Annotated in this window: 16 protein-coding genes; 10 read left to right on the forward strand and 6 right to left on the reverse strand. The window is 62.7% G+C overall.

Features of this window, described 5'->3' with window-relative positions:
• Nucleotide 1 precedes the first annotated feature (1 nt).
• Genes CQ015_RS13805 through CQ015_RS13815 form a run of 3 tightly spaced genes read right to left on the reverse strand, consistent with a single transcriptional unit; the run spans nt 2 to nt 4,160 of the window.
• Nucleotides 2–1,084: a CDP-glycerol glycerophosphotransferase family protein gene (locus CQ015_RS13805; RefSeq protein WP_105650390.1), complete on the reverse strand. Its 1,083-nt coding sequence runs from the start codon at nt 1,082–1,084 to the stop codon at nt 2–4.
• 4 nt (nt 1,085–1,088) lie between these two features.
• On the reverse strand, nt 1,089–2,624 hold the full coding sequence (locus CQ015_RS13810) for an oligosaccharide flippase family protein (protein WP_105650391.1): 1,536 nt from the start codon (nt 2,622–2,624) through the stop codon (nt 1,089–1,091).
• A 3-nt stretch (nt 2,625–2,627) separates the two neighbouring features.
• Complete coding sequence (locus CQ015_RS13815) at nt 2,628–4,160, reverse strand: hypothetical protein (protein ID WP_146114064.1); 1,533 nt, start codon at nt 4,158–4,160, stop codon at nt 2,628–2,630.
• Nucleotides 4,161–4,339: 179 nt separating this feature from the next.
• On the opposite strand from CQ015_RS13815, the gene pssD reads away from it, so the two are divergent.
• Together pssD and CQ015_RS13825 are read left to right on the forward strand one after the other, a co-directional pair.
• Entirely contained in the window at nt 4,340–4,792 is a 453-nt protein-coding gene (gene pssD, locus CQ015_RS13820) for a PssD/Cps14F family polysaccharide biosynthesis glycosyltransferase (protein WP_105554448.1), read from the forward strand.
• Nucleotides 4,789–5,364, forward strand: a complete 576-nt coding sequence (locus CQ015_RS13825) for a glycosyltransferase (protein ID WP_105650393.1) — start codon at nt 4,789–4,791, stop codon at nt 5,362–5,364. Before pssD ends, CQ015_RS13825 begins: the two co-directional genes overlap by 4 nt.
• A 6-nt stretch (nt 5,365–5,370) precedes the next feature.
• Here the strand turns inward: CQ015_RS13825 and CQ015_RS13830 are convergent, their stop codons facing one another.
• Nucleotides 5,371–6,327 carry a glycosyltransferase family 2 protein gene (locus tag CQ015_RS13830; RefSeq protein ID WP_219844313.1) on the reverse strand — a complete coding sequence of 319 codons (957 nt, stop codon included), beginning with the start codon at nt 6,325–6,327 and terminating at the stop codon, nt 5,371–5,373.
• Between the two features lie 89 nt (nt 6,328–6,416).
• Nucleotides 6,417–8,543, reverse strand: a complete 2,127-nt coding sequence (locus CQ015_RS13835) for a hypothetical protein (RefSeq protein WP_146114065.1) — start codon at nt 8,541–8,543, stop codon at nt 6,417–6,419.
• 421 nt (nt 8,544–8,964) lie between these two features.
• On the opposite strand from CQ015_RS13835, the gene CQ015_RS13840 reads away from it, so the two are divergent.
• The 4 genes from CQ015_RS13840 to CQ015_RS13855 all read left to right on the forward strand — a co-directional run bounded on the left by CQ015_RS13840 (nt 8,965) and on the right by CQ015_RS13855 (nt 17,313).
• Nucleotides 8,965–13,992, forward strand: coding sequence for a PKD domain-containing protein (locus CQ015_RS13840; RefSeq protein WP_181150429.1), 5,028 nt, complete (start codon nt 8,965–8,967; stop codon nt 13,990–13,992).
• Nucleotides 13,993–13,994: 2 nt separating this feature from the next.
• A complete protein-coding gene (locus CQ015_RS13845) occupies nt 13,995–14,543 on the forward strand; it encodes a hypothetical protein (protein WP_105650396.1) in 549 nt (182 codons plus the stop codon).
• Between the two features lie 83 nt (nt 14,544–14,626).
• Nucleotides 14,627–15,484 carry a glycerophosphodiester phosphodiesterase gene (locus CQ015_RS13850; protein ID WP_181150430.1) on the forward strand — a complete coding sequence of 286 codons (858 nt, stop codon included), beginning with the start codon at nt 14,627–14,629 and terminating at the stop codon, nt 15,482–15,484.
• The gene (locus CQ015_RS13855; protein WP_258138550.1) at nt 15,481–17,313 is read left to right on the forward strand and encodes an SLC13 family permease; all 1,833 of its coding nucleotides are present in this window, start codon (nt 15,481–15,483) and stop codon (nt 17,311–17,313) included. The genes CQ015_RS13850 and CQ015_RS13855 overlap by 4 nt, the downstream gene beginning before the upstream one ends.
• Here the strand turns inward: CQ015_RS13855 and cysC are convergent.
• On the reverse strand, nt 17,278–18,474 hold the full coding sequence (gene cysC / locus CQ015_RS13860) for an adenylyl-sulfate kinase (RefSeq protein WP_181150431.1): 1,197 nt from the start codon (nt 18,472–18,474) through the stop codon (nt 17,278–17,280). The genes CQ015_RS13855 and cysC overlap by 36 nt on opposite strands.
• 165 nt (nt 18,475–18,639) lie before the next feature.
• Between cysC and CQ015_RS13865 the strand changes: the two genes are divergently transcribed.
• The 4 genes from CQ015_RS13865 to serA all read left to right on the forward strand — a co-directional run bounded on the left by CQ015_RS13865 (nt 18,640) and on the right by serA (nt 23,570).
• Nucleotides 18,640–19,425: a 3'(2'),5'-bisphosphate nucleotidase CysQ gene (locus CQ015_RS13865; protein WP_258138553.1), complete on the forward strand. Its 786-nt coding sequence runs from the start codon at nt 18,640–18,642 to the stop codon at nt 19,423–19,425.
• A gap of 31 nt (nt 19,426–19,456) precedes the next feature.
• Nucleotides 19,457–20,380 carry a sulfate adenylyltransferase subunit CysD gene (gene cysD / locus CQ015_RS13870; protein ID WP_105650400.1) on the forward strand — a complete coding sequence of 308 codons (924 nt, stop codon included), beginning with the start codon at nt 19,457–19,459 and terminating at the stop codon, nt 20,378–20,380.
• Nucleotide 20,381: 1 nt separating this feature from the next.
• Nucleotides 20,382–21,632: a sulfate adenylyltransferase subunit CysN gene (gene cysN / locus CQ015_RS13875; RefSeq protein WP_105650401.1), complete on the forward strand. Its 1,251-nt coding sequence runs from the start codon at nt 20,382–20,384 to the stop codon at nt 21,630–21,632.
• A 342-nt stretch (nt 21,633–21,974) separates the two neighbouring features.
• Complete coding sequence (gene serA / locus CQ015_RS13880; protein ID WP_105650402.1) at nt 21,975–23,570, forward strand: phosphoglycerate dehydrogenase; 1,596 nt, start codon at nt 21,975–21,977, stop codon at nt 23,568–23,570.
• The last annotated feature ends 248 nt before the right edge of the window (nt 23,571–23,818 follow it).

Raw genomic sequence — 23,818 nt, forward strand, 5'->3', positions numbered from 1 at the left:
ATCACTGGAGGACAGCGGCGAGCAAACGGCTGGTGGCCCCTCCGTCTTCCAAGGGACAGAATCGTTGCCTGAACAACTCGTAGCGTAGGGCAAAGCGATTTACGTAGTCATCCAGTCGCAGAAGCTCAGCGATGAGTTCTTCCAGGGTTTGCGTGATGGGTCCGGGTGCCCACTGGTGATAGTCGAAATACAGCCCGCGAGTTTGTTCGCTGTACTTCACCAGGTCATAGGCGTAGAGAATGATGGGTTTGCCGGTGACGGCGAAATCATAGATCGCCGAAGAATAATCCGATACCAAGACATCTGCCGCAAGGTAAAGATCGGCAACCTCGGAGTACCTGCTGACGTCAACGACGCTGAGCCGTTCATCCTGCCATGTGCTGGCCTTGCTTTGCACCACCGTGTGCAGCCGATTGAGCACCACGGTTCCGGCTGGCAGCAGTCGGGACATCAGTTCGTAATCCATGGCGCTCGGGTCCCGGAAGCGACCGTGCTCGTCCTTGCTGTCATCTCGCCACGTCGGTGCGTAAAGCACCACGAGCTGATCCGGGGAAACCCCCAAACGGGCCCGCACGCGCTGACGAATCCGCGGAGCCTGCGGCGAATTGAGGATGTCATTTCGTGGATACCCGGTCTCCAGGATATGGCCGTCATAGCGGAACGCGGATCTGAGTAGTTCGGTGCACGCGGGGCTGGGGGACACCAGGTAGTCCCATTTGCGCACGTCGCGAACGACCCGTCTCATGTGGGCCGAGAACCTTTTGGAGCTCGGATGCGATTCATCGAATCCGACCTTCTTCAGCGGTGTGCCATGCCAGCATTGAACATAGGTTACCTTTGGTCCCTTGACCAAGTGTTTGGAGACGATGTCGTTGGCGACAAGGAAATCGGTGGTCAGCAGCTTGCGGAAATAGTCCGGGGAGTGCCGTTTTACCGGCGTGCAATGCTTCGGCAGGCGGGCTTCGTCCGTTGCCACCCAGTCCAGTCTGATCTCCGGGTGCAGCTTGCTCACGCCTTCGGAAATGGCTCTAGGGCTGTCGGCATACCGACCACGCCAACTTTCAAACATCATGGTGCGCACCACGGGGTCATCCTTTCGCCTGGCCGGACTTTCGCTTAGGCAGAATATGCCGGAATGTTGTCAACTGAAGCCGCCGCCGAAAAACCCACAACGCCGCGAGGTAAATCAGCACCCCGGCGCTCAAGGCAAGCGCAAAGGGCAGGATTGCATGAGTTCCAGAAAGCGCCACAGGGAGCAAGGGGCCGGCGAAACTGAGAATCGCGAGCACCGCAATGAGTGCGGCCTGCCCGCTGAAAGGATTGATTCGCAGTGTCAGGAAGACCCCGAAAAATGTGAGCACGTTGCGCAGCACGATGGCCGTGCCCCAAGCGAACGCGGCACCCTGCAACCCGAAGGCCGGAACAAAAACGAAGCACAAGCCGATATTGGCGGCCAGGCCGACCAGCGAGATCACCAAGCTCGTGGTGCTCCGCCCGGACATCAACAGCATTGTGTCCAGCGGGCCGGCGGCGGTAGCTAGCATCAAGGCCAGGCCCATCACCAGGACCACTATGCGAGCGGACGAGGTGCCGTAGTCCGGGCCGAACAACAGGAGATAATGATTCACTCCGACTATGGCCGTGATGTATAGGGGCCAAGCCAGTCCCATGTTCCAAGAGGTCGCGGTCTTGAACACCGCTTCCAGGGTCTTGATCTGATCCATCGCCAGCAACTGGCTGAAGCGCGGTTGCAGAACCTGTTGGATTGCGTGGACTCCGAACTGTCCCAAGGCCACAAAACGGGTGGCGGCCGTGTACACAGCCGCCTCAGCCGGACCGATCAGCGCAGCCACAATAACAATATCGGCACGCTGGACGATGGACTGTGAGATCCGGGAAATGGCCCGTGGCCAGGAAAACGTCCAGAATTCTCTTGCGACGGCACGGACCTCGGACCGGGATGGTGTCGTGGTGCTCCGGTAGGGACGGAACACGCGGCGAAAGAGTACAACCGACAAGCCAGCGGCAACGGCATAGGGAATGGCCCAGCTCGCGGTAAGCCAGATCAGCGAGCCGCCCATCGCCGCCACCGACAGTGCACCCAGCGGCTGGAGGACCGGGCGAAGCAACTTCTCGCTCAAGACGGTGCTCTGCACCGTTCCCAAGGCACGTGCGGCCGCCAGGCTGAGATCCCCAAGGGCCGCCACGGGCAGCAGGAGCATCAGCAGGATGATAGTCAGTTGGCCTTCCACGCCATGCAGACCGATGGTCGCGGCGATTTGCCCGGACAGCAGGCTGCCCACAAGCGCCAAGAGCAGACCGCAGCAGAGCACCGGATTACGTGCGGCGCTCAACACCAGGGGCATGTGCCCAATCCGGTCCAGTGCCTGATAACGCATGAGGAAGCGGGCCAGACCCGCATCGGTGCCCAGCGAGCAGATGCTCAAGGCGATCACGAAAATCGAGGTCGCGGTGAATAGGGCGCCAGCGGTACGTTGTTCGAAGCTCTGGGTAACCACCACAATGAACGCGAAGTTCAGCAACGCCGCGACCGCCGCGCCGAGCACGTTGAGGCTACCGCTGCGGGCAATGCCCGCCAAATGGTGTTGAAGTTGGGCAGCCATGGATCAGGTGGTCTTGCTTCCCGAAACTCCATTGGACAAGTGCTCGGCGCGGCCGTTGTCGGGGCGCGGCCGGTGCCGTGCCGGCTGAGAGTTCGTGGGCCGGATTAGCAGGGCACGCAGTTCGGCGGCCAGGCTCACGCACACGTTCTGCGCAGCCCGGACATCCTTGCGCTTGGTGGTGCCCAGCTCGACCTCCACGAGCACGGTGGGTATTACGGACACAAGCCATTGGGTGATGGAAAGACTCAGCTCTGGGGCGATCACCAGCACCGCATCGAATTCCTTGCCTGCGCTGATCAGGAACTCGTTGAGCCGCTCGGAAGACAGCCCGTTCTCATAGTGCTTGACGAGTTCCCCCTGCCCGATGAGACACAACAGCTGGTTTGAGCTCTGGCTCGCTTCCGCCAGGGTGCTTTGGCCGGCGAGCACCTCCCCAATGCCTGGCAGCTTCGCAGTATTCCCGGACTCCACCGCCCTGCCGGTGGCGTCGATGACCAGCACCTTCAGCCCGGCCGAGGCCAGTATGTCGGCCACGGCATTGTAGGAGAGCGGAAAATCGCATCCGTCATCGGCCGAGGCAAGCAGCAGCACCCGTCGGTTGCTGTTTTGCACCATGCCCAGCAGTTCGGAGCGAAATTGCGTGAGCTTGGGAGAATTTCTAGCCAGTGCAGGGTTACTGTCTTTGGCCTCGCCGCGAGATAGCTCGGCTTCGTTCAGCACGCGCAGGGCATTGACGCCGAATGATTTCAGTTCATCGACCCGGCGCAGGACCTTGTTGCTTCGGGCCATGAACACCATGATCAGCATTCCCAGTCCCAAGCCTGCCAGCAGCCCGGCAAAGGCAAGCAATTCGCGCAGGCTCAACAGCGCAGCACGATCCAGAGTCGCTGCGGTGACTACTTGACCCGGGTCGATGCGGGTGGTCGCCAAAGTACTTTCCCGGGCACCGAGCGAAGCGATTTGCGAGGCTCCGGCGTTCAGCTGGGCTTCCAGCGTGGTGCGTTCAAAGGCGGTGATATTCGGCTTCCCGAGTTCTTCGCTCAGCTCGCCCATATTCGCGGTCAGCTTCTCGATCTCGTCCCGGATGCCGGTGATCTGCCCTTCAAGATAAGCGGCAGCCTGATCGCTGCGGAACTCCAGGAACGCGTCGGCGAAAGCCTGTGCTCCGCGTACCGCAGCGTCAGGGTCATCGTTCTCGAAAGTGATCTCGATCAACTGCGTGTTGGGCGGTACGGTGGTGGTCAACTGGCGCAGCAGAGAAACCGGATCCGAGCCCTGCTCGGTGGACTCGATGACCTTCGCGGCGACCTTGTCTGATTTCAGCACCTGGGCTTCGGTGGTCAGGTTGACCAGCTGCTCACCTCGGGTGCCAGGATAGAAGGCATTGCCATCCAGCGGCGTCACCAGGATCACCGTGGAAGCGGTTTGCGCACGCGGCGCGGCGTGTCCAACCGCGAAACCGAGGCTTGCCCCCAACAGGGCCAGGATGGCCGCTAAGACCCACATCTTTCTGGATGCGGACTTGAACAACGTCAAGCGAGATTTATGATCAGCGCGAGCTTCCAAGATTAGTTCCCCCAAGTTCTAATCCGCCGGGTATCGCTGTTCCCGGTAATGACTGTAATATACCTCTCATTTGCGCGTGATTCCGCAAAACCGGACGAATACTTTTTAAACCCCTGTTCGTCTGCACGCAAGATGAGTAATCTGGCCGGATGGGAACACTTTTATTTGTGGGGTCCAGCGGGGGGCACCTGGCACAAATGCTGAGCATGGACGCTTGGTGGAAGCAACACCGGCGCGCGTGGGTCACTTTCGACACCCCGGATGCCACAAGCGCATTGCAGGGCGAAGACGTCACCTGGGCCTATCATCCGACCACCCGGAATCCAGTGAACGCGATGCGGAACCTGTGGTTGTCGATCAAGGTGTTGCGAGCTCACCGGCCGACGGCGGTTATCAGTACCGGGGCCGGGGTGGCGCTGCCCTTCTTTCTGACCGCGCGGCTGATGGGTATTCCCACCGTCTACGTGGAGGTGTATGACCGCATCGACTCGCGCACGCTGACCGGTCGGCTGTGCCGTCCGCTGTCATCCGAATTCTGTGTCCAGTGGGAAGAGCAGCTGAAATATTATCCCGGTGCCAGCGTGATCGGACCGCTGCTGTGAAATCCGCCAAACCAGATGTCACGGTGCTGGCTTTGGTCGGGACCGACCACCACCCCTTCGATCGCATGGTCAACCTGGTTGACGAGTTGCTGGCGGGGCATGATCCGTCGGACGGGGCGCTGAGCTGCCTGATCCAATTCGGCACCGCCCAGGCGCCCAGTTCCGCCCAGGGCAGGGACTTCCTGGCCAAGGACGAAGTCAAAGAGCACATCGATCGAGCCGACCTGGTGCTGTGCCATGGCGGCCCGTCAACCATCGTAGAGATCCTGCGCAGCGGAAAGATGCCATTGGTCATGCCACGAGATCCGGAACGCGGAGAGCATGTGGACGGCCATCAACAGCGCTTTGCCCGGCATATGGCCGGACTGGGGCTGGTCCAGCTGGTCGACTCGGTGCAACAAGTCCGTGCCGAAGTCGAGCAATTCACCGCTGGTGCCGACGAGCGGCTGAAACCCGGCATCGAATTGCCATCCCCGGACGAGAGCGCCCTCCGGCTAGGTCTAATCGTGGACAGGCTGATCGCAGCGGCGCCGGCACAGCGATGGTGGCGCCGCGGCGGACGGCGGCGGTAGCCAGGACTAGATGCCGCGCCCTCGGCGGTGCGCCCACCCGAGCAGCCGCTGCGCGCTGACCAGCCGTGACACGACCGCGAGGGCCAGCAGTGCACGTCGCTCGGTGGGTGAGCGCCGCAGCGTCTGCAGGGCGCCGCGAACCGCCTCCCTGCGGTGCCCGAGAGCCGCATTGGCAAAGGCCCTGCGCCCGAGGAGCCGGGCATGGCCTTGCGGATCGAGGCTCAGCACCGGATGCTTGTGCAGCTCGTAGTCGATGGCCTGGATGATGACGGCCCAGTTCTGCGAGAACTGCGAGCCGCCCCAGCGGACCCGAACCAGCGGATCTGCGGCCACCGCAATGTCACCTGCCTGCACGGCACGCAGCAGCCAGTCGAAATCCTCGCCGTAGCTGCCCGGCAGCTGTTCATCCACCAGCCCGATTTGATCAAGCAGGGCGCTTCGCTTGACCATCACCGAGGAGGGGTGGGCTTCCATGACCCGGCGCCGAACCAGACTGCGCAAGGTCAGGTCCTCGGCTTGCGGTACCCGGATATTGGAGTGCCCCTGGTAGTCCACGATCACCCCGGTGACCGCAGTCAGCGCGGCAGGGTCAGCGAGCACCGCGACCTGAGCCGTGAGCTTGCCCGGCAGCCAGGTATCGTCGTCATCGCAGAATGCCACGTACGCCCCACGAGCCTGAAGAATTCCAGAATTCCGGGCTCCTGCCAGACCGGGCGTACGCTCGTTGGCGATGACCCGCACCGTGCGGTCGCTCCCGTCGTGGACCAACGAGGTATTCGGAACGCTTTTGTCGAAGACCACGATGCACTCGATCGTTCCGTCATAGTCCTGGTCCATCACCCCTTCGATGGCCAGCTTCAACAGCTCCGGACGGTTATGCGTGGCAATGACCACGCTGACCATCGTTTCGCCGTTGGCCTCGGATGCTTCGCGTGCGGCTTGTTTTGCAGATGTGTCGCTCAATGTTCTCCCCAATCATTCACCTGGCAACTGAACTTCCTGGCTTGCCCCGCACCGGGACGGGTGCGGGCAACGCTGTGTGATATAGCTGGCTAGCGCATTTGCGCACCGCTTTTCCGCGGCTTGGAGCGCCGCTGCAGCGCGAGGGCCGGCAGCAGCCCGAGCAGAGACAGCGAGACAAGCACGACCTCAGGCTGGTTCTTGGATTCGCTGGTGGTCGTCGCACGCAGGATCTCACCCGCACGGGTATCGCTGACCGTCAAGTCAATGAGGGAATCGCGCAATTCAATCTCCCGCGCCAGCTCGGGGTCGATGTCCAGCAGCGAGTCCACCTCAATTTGCTCGGGGGTATCGGGCGACAACGCCATCAGCTGCTCCTGAAGATCCCGCAAGACCTGTTCCTTGCGCTGGGCCAGGAACTCGTTTCGCACCGCCAGATACTCCTCGGCGATCAGGCTCATCACCTCGGTGGTCCGCTGCTTGTCGGTGCTCGCGTAGTTCAAATGCAGCACGCGGCTATTGGGCGTGGCGGAAATCGACACGGCGCTGCGGATCTCGGCATTGCCCAGCTCCGGATAGGCGGCGTTGACCCTGTCCAGCGTGCTCTGCGTGAGCACCAGAGCCGCTTCGGTATCCACGGTGATGCTGCGCGAACCCTCACCCGCCGTGCCGGATAAATACATCGGGGTGGGAGCCAGCAGCAACGAGGTCTGCGCGATGTATTGGGCGGGTCTGCTCGACGTCCAGAGCACACCGAGCGCCAGCGCGCAGGACATCGCCGACAGCAGCACGATCTTCTGCCGGCGGTGCAGCACGAAATAGCCGGTGAGCTGAGGCAAATCCTGCGGATCGAGTGCGGCGTAGCGTTCCCGCCACATCAGCCCCAGCCCGAGCATGATCGTCAGCAGCGGCATGCCCAGGGTGTCGTAGATGAACATCTGCAGGGCGAAAAAGCACAGCAGCGACATCCCTACCAGCTGCAACGCAGTCTGCACGCGCCAGAAATGCCACGCCTGCCAGAGGAAGAAGAGCAGGAAGAACGCGGCCCCTACCAAGCCTTGGGAAAAGATCACCAGCCAGATATGACCCTGCGTTCCCAACGGCGGCACCTCGCAGGCGGGACAGTCCGGGGTGCCGCCACCGGCGATGGAGGCGAAGCTTCCCTGGATGTCGCGGGTGCTGCCGAAACCGGCCACCGGGGATCCCTCGGCGGTGCTCAGCACGGTCTGCGTCAGCAGCTGCGAGCGGCGTTCGTTGCTGTGCGCGTTGTCAAGCCTTTCAAGAGCGGTATCGGCCAGCGGGCTAATCGAGAAAGCGACGGCACCAACCAGGACCGTGAGCACCACGGCGGCCACGAGCTTGAAACGGTGCCGCTGCGGGCCGCGCACCGCAATGTAGCCAAGCAGGATGAGCAGCCCCAGCCCCAGCGAGGCCCAGAGTCCGCGGTTCATCGATTGGACCACCGGAATGGTGGCCAGGGCCAGTATCGCTATCCCGAGAACGCGGCGCCAACCGGCACGCTTCGAGAACCAGCCGAGAATGAAAAACGGCAGGAACAACGAGAAATTACTGCCCCAGCTGTTGGCAAAAGCGAACGGCGCGATCGGCCGGTATTCGGGCCGTCCCAGGAAATTGGTCAGACTCGCCGCGGCGGGGTGCGCGATGGAATTAATCAGGCTGTTGGAACGCAAGGACTCGGGCAAGAGCAGTTCCACCAGGGAAGTCACTTCAAAGCGCGGGGCCAAGACGCCCAACAAGCCGCCGGCGACCACAAAAATGAACATCCACCCCATGAGGCGCACGACAAGTGCGTTGCTTAGTTCTTCCTTCTTGGTGTTGATGATCCACAGCAGCATGACCGTACAGCTGAGGTACCACATGAAGCGGTACCCGAAGACGAGGACCCGGCTGAACCCGCCGCCTGGAACGGCTCCGGGGGCGTTCGCCCAGAGCAGGAATAAGCTGGCCGACATCCAAACCAGGAACAGCAGCCACCAGCCGAAGCCCTTGGGAGTGGCCAGGCTGCGTTTCTTGGCCAATTGCCAGAGCAGGGGCACCGCGAGCAGGATGGGAAGGATCGCGCTGAGTCCCAACAGCCACCACAAGGGGAAACCGAGGACCAGCAGGACCAGCGGCCACGTTGTCCGAGTGAGCATTTTTGGGTGCGAAGAATCCTCGGTATCCGAAGATACCGCCGATGGCACCAAACTGACCTGCACGAATCCGCACCCCCAAAGCGCGTCGAGCCTGCTCCCGCTATGGTTCGCACCATTCCCAATTGAGCAGTTACTTGAGCGTACCGACAAGCGCGAACCCTGACAAGGGATCCGGCGGCAATCCATCGAGTACCGAAGGGGACCGGGACGGTTTCAGCATTCATCCGGCCGCTGCCTTGCCCCTTGTCGCATTGGGGCAAAGGCCATACTCTAATCGGCCGCAAACTACTTGATTCCCCGGCTAGATCTGTTCGGGAATCGGAATGTGGCGCATAATTTGTCCTAATCGTGCTGCGTGGGTTGGGGTTCGCGCAAACCAGGGAGATTGTGGTGCTGCGCGGTGGATCATGTCACTTTTTGGGGGAAGGGCAATTCCATGATTAATCGGCATGGGACTTTCGGAAAATATTTGCGGAGTCTATTCGTGGCAGTGCTTGCCTCGGCAGCTATGGCCATCACGCTGCTGGGGGCTCCTCCGCCGCCGGCCCAAGGCGCCTTTCCCGGCGACCACGGCAATATCGTCAGCACGGAGCCCAGCAGCAATACCCCGCATGTTTTGGACGGCTACGTCAGGGGATTCGCCCACGTTGGCCCAAATACTATTGCGGTCGGAAACTTCACGCAGGTGCGAAATCCCGGAAGCGACACCCCGGTAATCTCGCGCACCAATATCTTTTCTTTCAACACCGAGACCGGGCAGGTCAATTCGGACTTCACACCTCAGGTCAACGGAGAAGTCACCGATATCATCCCGGCCGGTGACGGCGTTAATGTCTTCATCGGCGGTGGCTTCAACGAGGTCAACGGCGCCACGACCCGTGCCGTGGCCAAGCTCAATGGGCAGACCGGACAAAAGACTGCCGGATTTACCACCCCCGCCTTCAACGGCCGGGTCACCCAGGTGCTGCTGAAGAATGACACGTTGTACGCCTCGGGCCGATTCACCAAGGTCGGCAGCGCCGACCGCACCCTCTTGGCCGGGCTGAACCCGGACACCGGCGCGGTGCTGGACAACGTCGACGTGCTTTTCGAGGAACCGCGCAAGGGCACGCTGAACCTGTACAGCATGGACATCACCCCGGATGGGTCCCGGCTCATCGGCATCGGCAACTTCCTCAAGGTCAATGGCGAGCGCCATCCGCAGATCGTGATGCTGGCCCTCGACTCCTCCGGCGCCACCACCGCACCATGGGCCACCGAACGGTATGCGCCGGCCTGCTCGTCTTCCTTCGACAGCTACATGCGCGACGTTGAATTTTCCCCGGACGGATCCTATTTCGTGGTCGTCACCACCGGTGCCTACTTCCGCGGTACCCTGTGCGACACCGCCGCCAGATTCGAGACCGGGGCCGTGGGCACCGCCCAGGAGCCGACCTGGATCGACTACACCGGCGGCGATACCTTGATTTCGGTTTCGGTCACCGAACGCGTGGTCTACGTCGGTGGGCACCAGCGATGGATGAACAACCCCTTTGCCGGGGACCGGGTCGGGCCCGGCGCCGTATCCCGCGAGGGGCTGGCCGCACTCGATGTGCGCAACGGCATGCCCTTTAGCTGGAACCCGGGCCGCACCCGAGGCTACGGCGTCTACCAATTCCTGGCGGACGACCAGGGACTGTGGATCGGCAGCGATACCGACCGGATATCCGGCTGGCAGTACCGTGGGCGCATCGCCTATATGCCGTTGGCCAACGGCGTGCAGTTCCCGCACGACAATGTCGGCAACGCGGACAACCCGCTGTTCTTGATCAACTCCGCCGAAGCCACCGGAGAGACCGAGCTGGTCATGCGCGAGCTGTCTTCGGCGGGCTTGGCGACCAGCCAGAGCGTTTCGACGAACGTCGACTGGTCCGGAGTGCGCGCGGCGTTCATGGTCGATGGCTGGGTTTATACGGCCAACTCCGATGGCACCTTGCAGCGCCGGACCTTCGACGGGACCAGCTTCGGTGCCGCCGAGAATATCGACCTGAATCTGCTCACCGCCTTTGCCAGCGAGATGACCTCGATGACCTCTGCCTTCTTCGATCCGGAAACGGCGCGCATGTATTTCACCCGCGGCGGGTCAAGCACGCTGAACTATCGCTACTTCAACACCGAGAGCACGATTACCGGTGCCGAATTGTATGCCGCGCCTTCCAGCGGGGCGGCTATCAACTGGAGCCGGGTCAAATCCGCATTCCTTTCGGGCGACACCCTCCACGTTGCCGACAACACCGGAGAGCTGAGTACCTGGGAATGGGATTCAACGCTGGGCAACGTGGTTCCGGACTCGCAGCGGGCCGTCTCCGGTCCGCGGGTGGACGGCGTGGACTGGAGCAGCCAGGATCTGTTCGTCTTGGCAGGAAACCATCCCGCCGAGGAGCTTGAGGTGCTTGACCCGAACGTCGAGTTCGAGGCCACGATCAGCGGCGCCACGGTGAACTTCGACTCCGCGGGCAGCAGCACGCAGGACGGCACCATCACCAGCTACGAGTGGGACTACGGGGACGGAAACACCGCGGTGGGTCCGGTTGCCCAGCACACCTATGGCGAACCGGGCACCTACACGGTGGCCCTGAAGATCACCACCAGCTCCGGCGAAGTGGGCGAGGCCAGCCGCATCATCGTAGTGGGCGGGAGCAACACCGGCCCTGACATTCCGGACGACCCCTATGGGGAAGCGGTGTACAACGATGTCCCGGAGATCTACTGGCGGTTGAATGACGCCACGGGCGGTACCGCGGTGGATGCCTCCGGCGGTGAAAGCCACGGCACCTACCGGCGCTTCGTAACCCGGGGGACCGAGGGCGCACTGGTCGGCGAGGATGACAAGGCGATCAGCTTCACCAGCAATTCCTCGTTCAGCTACGGATGGATCTCCAGCAACAACAGCTACACGAATCCCGGGCCGTTCTCCGTGGAGGCCTGGTTCAAGACCTCGAGCACGCAGGGCGGCACCATCGCCTCCTTCGGCAATCGCGCCGATCAGCTCTCGAACCAGCATGATCGCAAGATCTTCCTGACGAATTCCGGCCAGCTGGTCTTCGGCACCTATCCCGGATCCGAGGCCCGGGCCACCACCAGCAACGCCTACAACGACGACGCCTGGCACCATGTGGTGGCCACCCAAGGCAGCGAGGGCATGCGGCTCTACGTCGACGGTGCGCTGGCCGCAAGCCATCCGGCAACCACGGCGGAGAATTTCACCGGGTACTGGAAGGTCGGCGCAGAAACCACCTGGTCCGGCAACAGCCGTGCCTGGCTGATCGGTTCGGTGGACGAGTTCGCGGTCTACGGAAGGGCATTGAGCGCCGAACAGGCGGCCGAGCACTATACGTTGGGCAGCAACGAGCCGCCGGCAAACCAGCTGCCGGTGGCCGAATTCGACGCTAGCGCGCACAGCCTGACGATTTCGGTTGATGGATCGGCATCCAGCGACCCGGACGGCACGCTGGCCTCCTACGAATGGGACTTCGGGGATGGGAATACCGCCCAGGGGATATTCGTCAACCACAGCTACGCCGAGGACGGCGACTACGAGGTCACCCTGACGGTGACGGACAACCGCGGTGCCACCGCTTCGAAGACCGAAACGGTGAGCGTGCAGCAGCTGCCCAACGAGCTTCCCAACGCCGATTTCACGGCTTCCTCGCTCGGCTTGGATGTCACCCTGGATGCCGCCGCGGCCAGCGACCCGGACGGAACCATCCAGGAGTACTCCTGGGACTTGGGGGACGGGAATACCGCCACGGGCCAGGTCGTGGAGCATGCCTACGCCGAGGCCGGCAGCTACCAGGTCACCTTGACCGTGACCGACGATCGAGCCGGACAGCACAGCGTGACCAAGGAGATCCCGGTCACGCAGATCGCCCCGGCAAGCTTCGTGGATTCCGCGGCGAGATATATGAACAGCTCCAATGCCCAATTGCAGCTGCCCGCGGGCATCGAAGCCGGGGACGGGATCATCATGCTGACCACGTCGAATTCGACCAGTGTCAGTATGGAGGAACCGAGCGGCGTCACCGGCTGGAGCAAGCTGGGCCAGGAAGCCGTGGGCGGGGTGCATACCAGGGCCTACGCCAAGGTTGCCACCGCCGAGGACGCCGGAGCCACGGTGGCGCTGCCTACCGGGTCGATGCTGAAGACGACCATCCACGCGTTGGTGTACCGCGGCATTTCCGCGGACTGGATCGCCGATTCGGCCGCGGTAGTGACTACCAGCAGCTCTGTGGAGAAAGTGACTCCAGCCGTGGCCGTCGAGCAGCCGGGCAGCACGGTGATCAGCTACTGGGCCGATAAGGGAAGCATCGAGAATTCGATCACCCCTGCCGCGGAAACCGAGCCGCGCGGGACCGCGGTGGGCAGCGGCAACGGGCGCATCGTCTCGGTAGCCGCCGATCAGCAGACGCTGACCACCGGGCTCACCGGCGGGGTGGTGGGCACGATGGATGTCGCTTCGGTCCGCACGGCCATGTGGTCCATTGTCATCAATCCCGGTTCCACCTCGGTTCCGGAACCGAACCAGCCTCCGGTGGCCGACTTCGCGGTCGAGGTTGACGGCCTGGACATCGCCGTTGACGGAAACGCTTCGGCGGACCCGGATGGAGAGATCGCCGAGCATGCGTGGGACTTCGGAGACGGGAACACCGCCACCGGGGCCGCCGCCAGCCACAGCTACGCCGAGGGCGGGGACTACACGCTCACGCTGCGCGTGACCGATGGCGAGGGCCTCCAATCCGAGCCGGCCACGCAGACGGTGAGCCTCACCGCGCCGGAACCAGATCCTGACCCGGACCCAGAACCGGATCCTGACCCGGATCCGGAACCCGGGCAGGTCGTTGACTTCGTGGCCGGGGTCGAGGCGAACCTGTCCAGCAGCCTGCCGCGCGTGAACGTTCCGGAGTCGGTCCAGGAGGGTGATGGGCTGCTGCTGATGGCGACGGTCAACTCCTCCACGGCGGCCCTGGACGAGCCGGCCGGCGTCACCGGATGGACCTTGCAGGATTCCCTGCAAGAGGACGGTACGCACACGGTGTTGTACTCGAAGGTCGCCGCCGCCTCCGACGCCGGAACCCAGGTCTCCATACCGCTAAGCACAACGGCCAAAACGGGGATTCATCTCCTGGCCTACCGGGGCATTGGCGAGGCGTGGGTGCAAGACTCCGCCATCGAACTGCTCCGTACCAATGGGGTGGAGAAAATCGCTCCGCAACTGGAGGCTAGCGGTGGCGGACTGACCGTGCTTGGCTACTGGGCGGATAAGGGAAGCCAGGACAACGCGCTTACGGCGCAGCCCGAGTTGCTGAACCGCGGCAGCACCGTCGGTTCCGGCGGCGGGCGGATCACCTCGCTGGTGGCCCAGAGCGACGGCGCGGTTCCAGCTGGTACCGTGGGCGGCTTTGCCGCCACCTTGGAAAGTGCCGGAGCGCGAACCGTTGCCATGACGGTGACGCTGGCAGGAAAGGATGAATAATCATGTCCAACACCCTTGAACGGCAGAAGAACTCCAAGCCGGCGCGGACCCGCTGGCTGCTGGCCATCCTCGGCGCGCTGCTGGTCGTGGCGCTGGCCACCTGGCTGATCATCAATGCCCTGGGCGGCTCCGGCCCGCAAGGCCAGGACGCCGGGAACGAGCCGGAGGGCGGTGGTGCGGTGGCGGCCGGGGAAGCCGAAGACCAGGGGCCCGCCGAGCCGATCACCACCTTCGAAGGAGCCACGTCCGGGGACTGGCCGGAGGCTCCACAGGACAGCGTGGGCTGCGGCTACGTGGCCGAGCGGCTGGGCACCATCAACCAGGACGTGCAGCTGCAGGGCGTGGACGCAATCCGCGGCTGGCTGGATGCCATCGATGATCTGCAAGGCGATCCCTCGGTCACCGAGCACAGCCAGCAGTTCGATGCGGTCAAGCGCAGCTGGAGCACCGTCCTGGCGGTGGAAGCCGACGAGGAACAAGACGGCGAGAAGCAGCTGGAAGAGGCCGAGCAGTCGCTGGAGGTGCTGATCAAAAGCGTTGAATGCAACTAAATAGCACTATCGGCAGGCACCGGGAACCAGCTCTTGGACTCTGGTGCTTGCCTATTGAATCCATGTATTACTGGGGAGGATCCATGAATTCGCCAAGGCCCGGGGGAATCCGGGCACGAAGCGCCGCAGGGTGCGTAGTCATTGTGCTGGCGGCCCTGATGGCCGGGTGCACCAATGGGGCGGGCACCGAAACGACCGCGGAACCGGCAGCCACCGACGCGCCGGCGGCTCAGCCGTTGACCTTGATCGCGCACCGCAGCGCCTGGCGGGTGTATCCGGAATCCTCGGCGGAAGCCATGCAGGCGCTGGCCAACACCGGCTATCCGATCGAATTCGACTTGCGTCCCCTGGCCGACGGCACGCTGGTTCCAAGCCATGACCCGCTGGCCGACCGGAGCCTGGAAGGCGTCACCGGACCGTTGGAAGAACTTTCGCTGGAGCAGTGGGAGCTGGCCAAGGTGCGTTCCCAAGACGGCGAAACGCTGGGAAGCACCACCACCTGGCCGGAGATCCTGGACGAATACACCACGGGCAATGTGCTGTTCCCCGAGCTGAAGCGGCCGGTGCCGGATTTGGAGGATTTCACCGCGTCCGTGATCAGCCGGCAAATCCAGGGCTCGGTGATCGTGCAAACCTACGACTACGCCGCCGCCGTGCAGCTGGCCGCCAGCGGGTTGCAGGCCCTGCTCCTGCTGCTGCAGGAGATGCCGGAGCCCGCGGAGATCAAGGCCCAAGGGATCGACTACGTGGGGGCCTCCCGAGATCTTCCCACGGACTATATTCGCGCGCTCAAGGATACCGGGCTGACGGTGTACATCTACACGATCAATAGCACCGAACGGCTGCTGCCGTACCTGGAGCTGGGAATCGACGGCGTATACACCGATGACCCGTGGAAGCTGGAGCGGTTGATCATCGAGGAGGGGCTTTTCGATGAGTGAGCCGCACCCGTCTGGAACATGCAAACTGCGGGACACCGCACCGGTGGGACCAGCAGATGGGCATTGAAGCGTACATCACCTTCGCGGTGATTATCGGGGTGCTCGCCGCCCTGGCTTGGGGGCGGTTGCCGGCGGATGTGGTGCTGATGGGCGCGGTGCTCATCTTGCTGCTCTCCGGCGTCCTGGAACCTGCCGAGGCGCTGGTAGGTTTTGCCAATCCCGGAGTCATCACCGTGGCGGTGCTGTATATCGTCGCGGCGGGCCTGAAGGAAACCGGAGCGGTGCAATGGCTCGCCAACCTGTTGCTCGGCCGGCCTAAGACCCAGCGCGGCGCCTATGCGCGGCTCGCCTTCCCGGTCGGAGCTCTCAGCGCATTCCTGAACAACACCACGGTGGTGGCCATGCTGCTGCCCGCCATCCAGGACTGGTCCGGACGGCTGCGCATCCCGGTCTCCAAAATGCTGATCCCGCTCAGCTACATGGCGATCCTCGGCGGTACCGCCACGCTGATCGGGACCAGCACCAACCTCGTTATCGACGGGCTGCTGCAATCCGAACGCGGTGTGTCGCTGGGCATGTTCGACATTGCCGCGATCGGCGTACCGCTGGCGGTCACCGGGGCGCTGTTCCTGATCCTCTTTGCCGGCAAATTGCTGCCCACCCGGCACGGCGCCCTGGAGCAGCTGCAGGCGGCCCGCCAGTATGCCGTCGAGTTCCAGGTCACCGAGGACAGCCCGGTGCGGAACAAGACCATCGCGGCCGCCGGACTACGCAGCCTGAACTATTGCTATCTGGCCGAGATACAGCGGGAGCAGAACCTCGTTTCGGACGTCGGACCCGAAACCGTCCTGCATTCCGGGGACCGGCTGACCTTCATCGGCGACCCGCGCTGCGCCGGTGAGCTGCGCAAGGTGCGCGGCCTGCAGCCATCGGCTGGGGATGTGGGGAAACTGGACGTGGATCACTTCCAGCGCCGGCTGGTGGAAGTCGTGATCGGCCCGGACTTCGCGGGACTGGGAATGGCGGTGCGCGAGTCCCGGTTCCGTTCGCGCTACAAGGCCGTGGTGCTCTCGATTTCCCGTGCGGGCCAGCGCTTGCCCGGAAAGATCGGGGATATCGAATTGCGGGTGGGCGACGCGCTGCTGCTGGAAGCGAGCCTGGACTTCGTCGAGCAATACCGGTTCCGCCGGGATTTCCTGCTGGTCAGCCCGATCAACGATGAGTCGCCGGCCAACTTCCGCAAGGCCCCGTGGGCGGTGGCGATCCTGGTGGTCATGGTGCTGCTCAATGCCTTCGGCCTGCTGGAAGTCATCGTCGCCGCCCTGGTTGCCGCCGGGTTGATGCTGGCCACCGGATGCGTGGCACTTGGCAAGCTGCGCCGCTATATCGATATCCAGGTGATCATCGTGATCGCGGCCTCTTTTTCGCTGGGCATGGCGATGACCAAAACCGGGGCAGCAAGCTGGCTGGCGCAGACCCTGCTGTCCGTCGGCGGTGGTCCATGGATGGCCTTGGCCGCGGTATTCTTCCTGACGGTTCTGTGTACCGAGCTCTTGACCAATAACGCGGCCGCGGTGCTGGTTTTCCCGATAGCCATGGAGATTGCCGATCAGATCGGCGCGGACTTCATGCCCTTCGCCGTGGCGGTGATGATCGCGGCCTCGGCCAGTTTCATCACGCCGCTGGGTTACCAGACCAACCTGATGGTCATGGGCCCCGGCGGGTACCGGATGCAGGACTTCGTGCGCATCGGGATACCGATGACGCTGCTGACCGCGAGCGTCGCATTGGGCCTAATTCCGCTCTTTTGGCCTTTCTGGCCCGCCTGACCCGGCAAGCTCGGGCGGCAGCACTTCCATGGCCTGCGCGGTGGCCGCCTCGATGCTCAATTGCGACAGATCCAGCCGGAGATCCACCTCGACCGGTACCTCATAGGGTGAATCGATGCCCGTGAAGTCCGGGATCAGCCCCGCCCTGGCCTTGGCGTACAGTCCCTTGCGGTCGCGTTGTTCGCAGACTTCCAAGGGGGTACTGACATGGATCAGCGTAAATGAACCTACGGCCTCGGCCAGCCGCCTGACCGTGCTGCGAGCCTGCGCGAACGGGGCAATGGGTGCACAGATCGCAAGGCCCCCCGCTTCGCTGATTCGGGCGGCGATCCAGCCGATCCGCTCGACATTGGTTTCCCGCTCCGCCCGGGAAAAGCCCAGCCCCTTGGAGACATAGCGCCGCACCTCATCGCCGTCGAGCAGCACGGCGCGCTGGCGGGAATGCGCGTGAACCTGCTGCTGGATGGCCCGGGCCAAGGTGGACTTCCCGGACCCTGACAGGCCGGTGAGCAGCACCACCGCGCCCGGCCGAGCCGCGGGATGCGTGGCACCTTGCCGGAAGTCCTCCAGTACCACCGCGGCGAGCCGAGCGATCAGCTCCGGGGGAGAGACCCCGGGGGGAACGATCAGCTGCCGGCCCGCGCGGGCGCCGATCAGCTGCGCGGCGGAGCAAAGCTGATCCATCAGCGAGGCGAATCCGGCGCCGTGGGCCACCGCAGTGGAGATGACCAGCAGCAGCGTGACGTCTGCCAGGTCTGGGTGCTGCTGACTCAGCTGCAGCAGTTGCCCCGGCGTGGGCGCATGGTCGAAGAGCACGACGCGCTCGGCCCGCAGCGGGCCGGTGACGCGCAGATCGCGGAAGGCTCCGTGCTCGGCGGGGGCAAGGGCCACCAGGCCAGCGGCGTGGTCCCCGGAGGCCAGCCTCAGCCTCGCCAGAGGTGTTCCGTCGGGATCGGCAAGAAGCAGGTGCCGGTATTGCCCGGCAGCGGTCTGCGCGCCGGCTCCGCCGGCTCCGCCTGCTGCGGGTACATGGCGAGCCAGGGCGTGCTCGACGGCGCCAGGCTCTGCAAGGCCGCCCAGCGCCAATTCCAAGACATCCAGATCCCCCGGATCCAGGTGGATGACTTCTTCTTGCGCGGTGCGGTGGTCTTCGGATTCCATTGGGTCCCCTCCCATGGATGAATATGGCCATCCTAGGCTCCCGGCTGTCGTGTGTCACGGATTGGGCAGGACTGGGGAATAATCCGGGCAACGCCTATCATCTTGCACCCAAAGCTGGATACTATGATCTAAACCACATGGCGCATATTTTTGTTCCATGTGACCTTGAGGGGTCAAGGAGGGGGACAAATGGGGGACTTGTCGCGCGCCATCCAGATAGCCGACGGCGCCGGAGCGATACTGCTCGAGTTGCGCAAGCACGCGCAATCGCGCGGCCTGAGCGGGCGGGAATTAAAAGACGCCGGGGACCGGGCCGCCCACGAATACCTGATAGCCGCGCTGGCGCAATCGCACGCCCGGGACGCCGTCCTGTCCGAGGAGGCGGCAGACAATCCCGTACGGCTGGAGCGCGAGCGGGTCTGGATCATCGATCCCTTGGATGGGACCCGCGAGTACTCAGAGTACCGGGATGACTGGGCGGTGCATGTGGCGCTTTGGGAACGCGGCCAGCTGACCGCCGGCGCGGTGGCCCTGCCGGGCCTGCAAACCATCTTCAGCAGTGCATCACGCGAACCTGCAACCACCTGGCCGGCACACGGGAGACTGCGGTTCGCAGTAACCCGCACCAGGGCGCACGACAGCGTGCTGCGGGCGGCCGAAGCGCTGGATGCGGAACTGCTCCCGATGGGATCGGCCGGATACAAGACCTGCGCGGTGATCCGAGGGGAAGCCGATGCCTACATCCACGCCGGCGGACAGTTCGAATGGGACTCCGCGGCGCCCGTCGCGGTGGCCCGCGCCAGCGGATTGCACGCCAGCCGGGTCGACGGCTCGGAACTCGCCTACAACGGGGCCGACCCGTATCTACCTGATCTGCTCGTCTGCAGGCAGGAGATCAGCAAGTTGCTCGTCGACACGATGGCACGCTGCACCAGGCCGGTTTCCGGCTAGCGAGAAGAAAACGAACTTTGGGGGGTTCACATTGAAAACGAAAACCACGGCGGGACTGAAGTACCAGCTGGACCAATTGACGGCGCTCGAGGCGGAATCGATCTTCATCATCCGTGAGGTTGTTGCCGAACTCGAACGGCCCGGACTGCTGTTTTCCGGAGGAAAGGACTCGGCGGTGCTGCTGCACCTGGCGGCCAAGGCCTTTGCCCCGGCGGCCATACCGTTCCCGGTGGTGCATATCGATACCGGGCACAACTTCCAGGAGGTGCTGGACTTCCGCGATGCCGAAGTGGCCCGCAGGGGAGTGCGGCTCATCATCGGATCGGTGCAGAAGGCCATTGACGCGGGGGATCTGGTCGAGGAGCGCGGTGGTTCGCGCAACCGCATTCAAACCCCCGTGCTGCTGGACACCATCGAGAAAAATGATCTCAACGCCTTGATGGGCGGCGCTCGCCGGGATGAGGAAAAGGCCCGGGCCAAGGAACGGGTGTTCTCCTTCCGTGATGAATTCGGGCAGTGGGATCCGAGGAATCAGCGCCCGGAATTGTGGAGTCTGTACAACAGCAAGCTGAATTACGGAGAAAGCCTCAGGGTCTTCCCGCTATCGAATTGGACCGAGCTGGATATCTGGAACTACATACTGCGCGAGAACGTTGTGCTGCCCTCGATCTACTATGCCCATGAACGCGAGGTCTTCGAACGCAACCAAATGATTTTCGGGGTGCACGCCTTCTGCCAGCCCAGGGATCATGAGCCGGTGCGGACCCAGCTGGTCCGCTACCGCACCGTGGGGGACGCCAGCCTCACCGCGGCGGTAGCCTCCAGCGCGAGGACGGCAGCTCAGATCGTTGAGGAAGTGGCCACTTCCAGGATCACCGAACGCGGGGCGACCCGGGGGGATGACCAGGTCAGTGAGGCGGCCATGGAAGACCGCAAGAAGGAAGGGTACTTCTAAAATGGACTTGTTACGCATTGCCACCGCAGGCTCGGTCGACGACGGAAAGAGCACCTTGATTGGCCGGCTGCTCTTCGATTCCAAGGCCATTTTCACCGATCAGCTGGCCTCGGTGGAGAAAACCAGCCAGGAGCGCGGCACGGACTACACCGATCTGGCGCTGTTGACCGATGGCCTGCGCGCCGAGCGTGAGCAGGGCATCACCATCGATGTGGCGTACCGCTACTTTGCGACGCCCAAGCGCAAATTCATCGTGGCCGATACCCCGGGGCATATCCAATACACCCGCAATATGGTCACCGGCGCCTCCACCTCGGATCTATCGATCATTCTGGTGGACGCCCGCAAGGGGCTGGTGGAGCAGTCCCGGCGCCATGCCTTCTTGGTTTCATTGCTCAATGTGCCGCATCTGGTGGTCGCGGTGAACAAGATGGATCTGGTCGATTGGTCAGAAGAGGTGTTTGAGCAGATCCGCAGCGAATTCACCAACTACGCGGCACGGCTGAACATTACCGATATCCAGGTGATTCCGGTGTCCGCATTGACCGGCGACAATTTGGTGACCCGCTCGGAAAACATGCCGTGGTACCAGGGCGCTTCGCTGATGCACCACCTGGAAAACGTGCAGATCGCCAGCGACCTGAACATGGTGGATGTGCGCTTCCCGGTGCAGTATGTGATTCGCCCGCACAACAATGATTACCACGACTACCGCGGTTACGCCGGCCAGGTGGCCAGCGGCGTGCTGAAGGCCGGAGACCACGTGGTGGTGCTGCCCAGCGGCCTGCCCTCCACCATCAAGGAGGTCCGCACCGCCGACGGCCCGGTGTCCGAAGCCTACCCGCCGATGTCGGTGACCATCCGGCTGGATGATGAACTCGATATATCCCGCGGGGATATGATCGTTCGTCCCAATAACCAGCCGAAGGTGGCGCAGAATTTCGAGGCCATGATCTGCTGGATGAGCGAAAAGCCCATGCACGTCGGGCAGAAGCTTGCGATCAAGCACACCACGAAGACCGCCAGAGCGCTGATCAAGGAGCTGCGGTATGGGTTGAATATCAACACCTTGCACCGCGACGAGGGAGCTGATGTGCTGCAACTGAACGAGATCGGCCGGATCAACATGCGCACTACGCAGCCCCTATTGGCTGATGCGTACCAAAAGAACCGGATCACCGGTGGATTCATCCTGATCGATGAAATTACCAACAATACCGTGGCCGCGGGAATGATTATCGAAGCGGAGTAGCCGCGGACCGCTGGTCGGTGCCGAGGGCCGGAGTGCTTCCCTAGGTGGTGGTCATCCCGCCCCGGGGGAAGGCTCTGCACGCGACAAGAAAGGATCTCTGGAGCGCTGCTGGTGCTCTTGGAAAGGCTGGCAGAATCGGGCAGTGGAATGAGCGCAGGCACATTCAAGCACCAGTGTATCGATCAAGTGAAAGTTTTCACAAAGTCGCCCTGAAGCCGCGTAATATGCGTCAATTCAACGGATTCTAGGACTGTCCGGCGATAGGGTGGAACATGTTGGCGATCATCAACGATCGCCCACATGCAAGCATCAGCCCAATGAAATCGCAAAGGTGCCACACCCGTGTCTGACAACAAGCCAATCGTACTTCTGGCCGAACAACTATCCCCAGCAACTGTCGCTGCGCTCGGTCCCGACTTTGAAATTCGTCAGACAGACGGAGCAGACCGCTCCCAGCTGCTCGAAGCCATCGCCGACGTAGATGCAATTCTCGTCCGTTCGGCCACCCAGGTGGACGCCGAGGCAATCGCCGCGGCCAAGAACCTGAAGATTATCGCCCGTGCCGGCGTAGGACTGGACAACGTAGATATCAAGTCCGCCACTCAGGCTGGCGTCATGGTGGTCAACGCCCCGACTTCCAACATCATCTCGGCGGCGGAACTGACCGTGGGCCACATCGTTTCGCTGGCTCGCCGCATTCCTGCCGCGAATGCCTCGCTGAAGAACGGTGAATGGAAGCGCAGCTCCTTCACCGGTGTCGAGCTGTTCGAAAAGAAGGCCGGCATCATCGGGCTGGGCCGTATCGGCGCCCTCGTCGCAGCACGCCTGCAGGGCTTCGGCATGGATGTCATTGCCTATGACCCTTATGTCACCCCGGCTCGCGCCTCCCAGCTTGGTGTCACCTTGGTGACCCTTGATGAATTGCTGGCCCAGGCGGACTTCGTGACCATCCACATGCCGAAGACTCCAGAGACGCTGGGCATGCTGGGCAAGGAAGCCTTCGGCAAGATGAAGAAGAGCGCCTACGTCATCAACGTGGCACGTGGTGGCCTCGTTGACCAGGATGCGCTGTATGAAGCACTGAAGAATGAAGAGATTGCCGGTGCCGGCCTTGACGTCTTCGTCAAGGAGCCAAGCACCGACCTGCCATTCTTCGAGTTCGAGAACGTGACTGTTACCCCGCACCTGGGCGCATCCACCGATGAAGCCCAGGAGAAGGCTGGTGTGTCCGTTGCCAAGTCGGTTCGCTTGGCGCTTGCCGGCGAGCTGGTCCCGGATGCAGTGAACGTTGCCGGCGGCGTTATCGACGAAAACGTGCGCCCGGGCATTCCGCTGATCGAGAAGCTGGGCCGCATCTTCAATGCCCTGACCTCGGGCTCGCTGACCAGCATCGATGTTGTGGTCGCCGGCGAAATCGCTTCCCTGGACGTGAAGGCCTTGGAGCTTTCCGCGCTGAAGGGCGTCTTCATGGATGTCGTTTCGGATCAGGTCTCCTACGTCAACGCTCCGGTGCTTGCCGAGCAGCGCGGCGTGGCCACCCGTTTGGTCACCACCCCTGACTCACCTGAGTACCGCAACCAGCTGACCATCAAGGGCGCAACCAATGAGGGCACGCAGTTAGCGGTCGCCGGTACTTTGACCGGTCCAAAGCAGATTGAGAAGCTTGTTGGAATCAACGGCCACGAAATCGAAATCCCGATCTCGGATCACATGATCGTTGTGCGCTACTCGGATCGTCCGGGCGTTGTGGGCTCGCTAGGTAACGTGCTGGGGGAGCAGGGCATCAACATTGCTGGCATGCAGGTGTCGCGCGACGAGGAGCGCGCCGAGGCCGTCGCGGTGATCAACATTGATTCGGCGCTGCCGCACGGTGTCCTGGATGTTGTTGGTGCAGCGATTGGTGCAAGTGTTGCGCGCGAGATCAATCTGGCTGAGTAAGACATTCGTAGCTAGACTCAGGACGAGTTCTATTAAATTGTAATTCGTATAAAATTCCAAGAAGGGTATGGCACAGACTAGAGGTGTCATATCCTTCTTGTGCGCTACAGAGAAGTGGGGATAATCGAAACTTATTTTGAGAATCCGACACGCTTCAATCTGGTCGGGAAACAATAGCAGCTAGATCAATACTGTCAGACAGGAAATTATTCCGTCGAGCAATTGAAACGGAGGAATTAAATTTGTGT

The sequence above is a fragment of the Arthrobacter sp. MYb221 genome, from assembly GCF_002979835.1.
Classification (GTDB): Bacteria; Actinomycetota; Actinomycetes; order Actinomycetales; family Micrococcaceae; genus Glutamicibacter.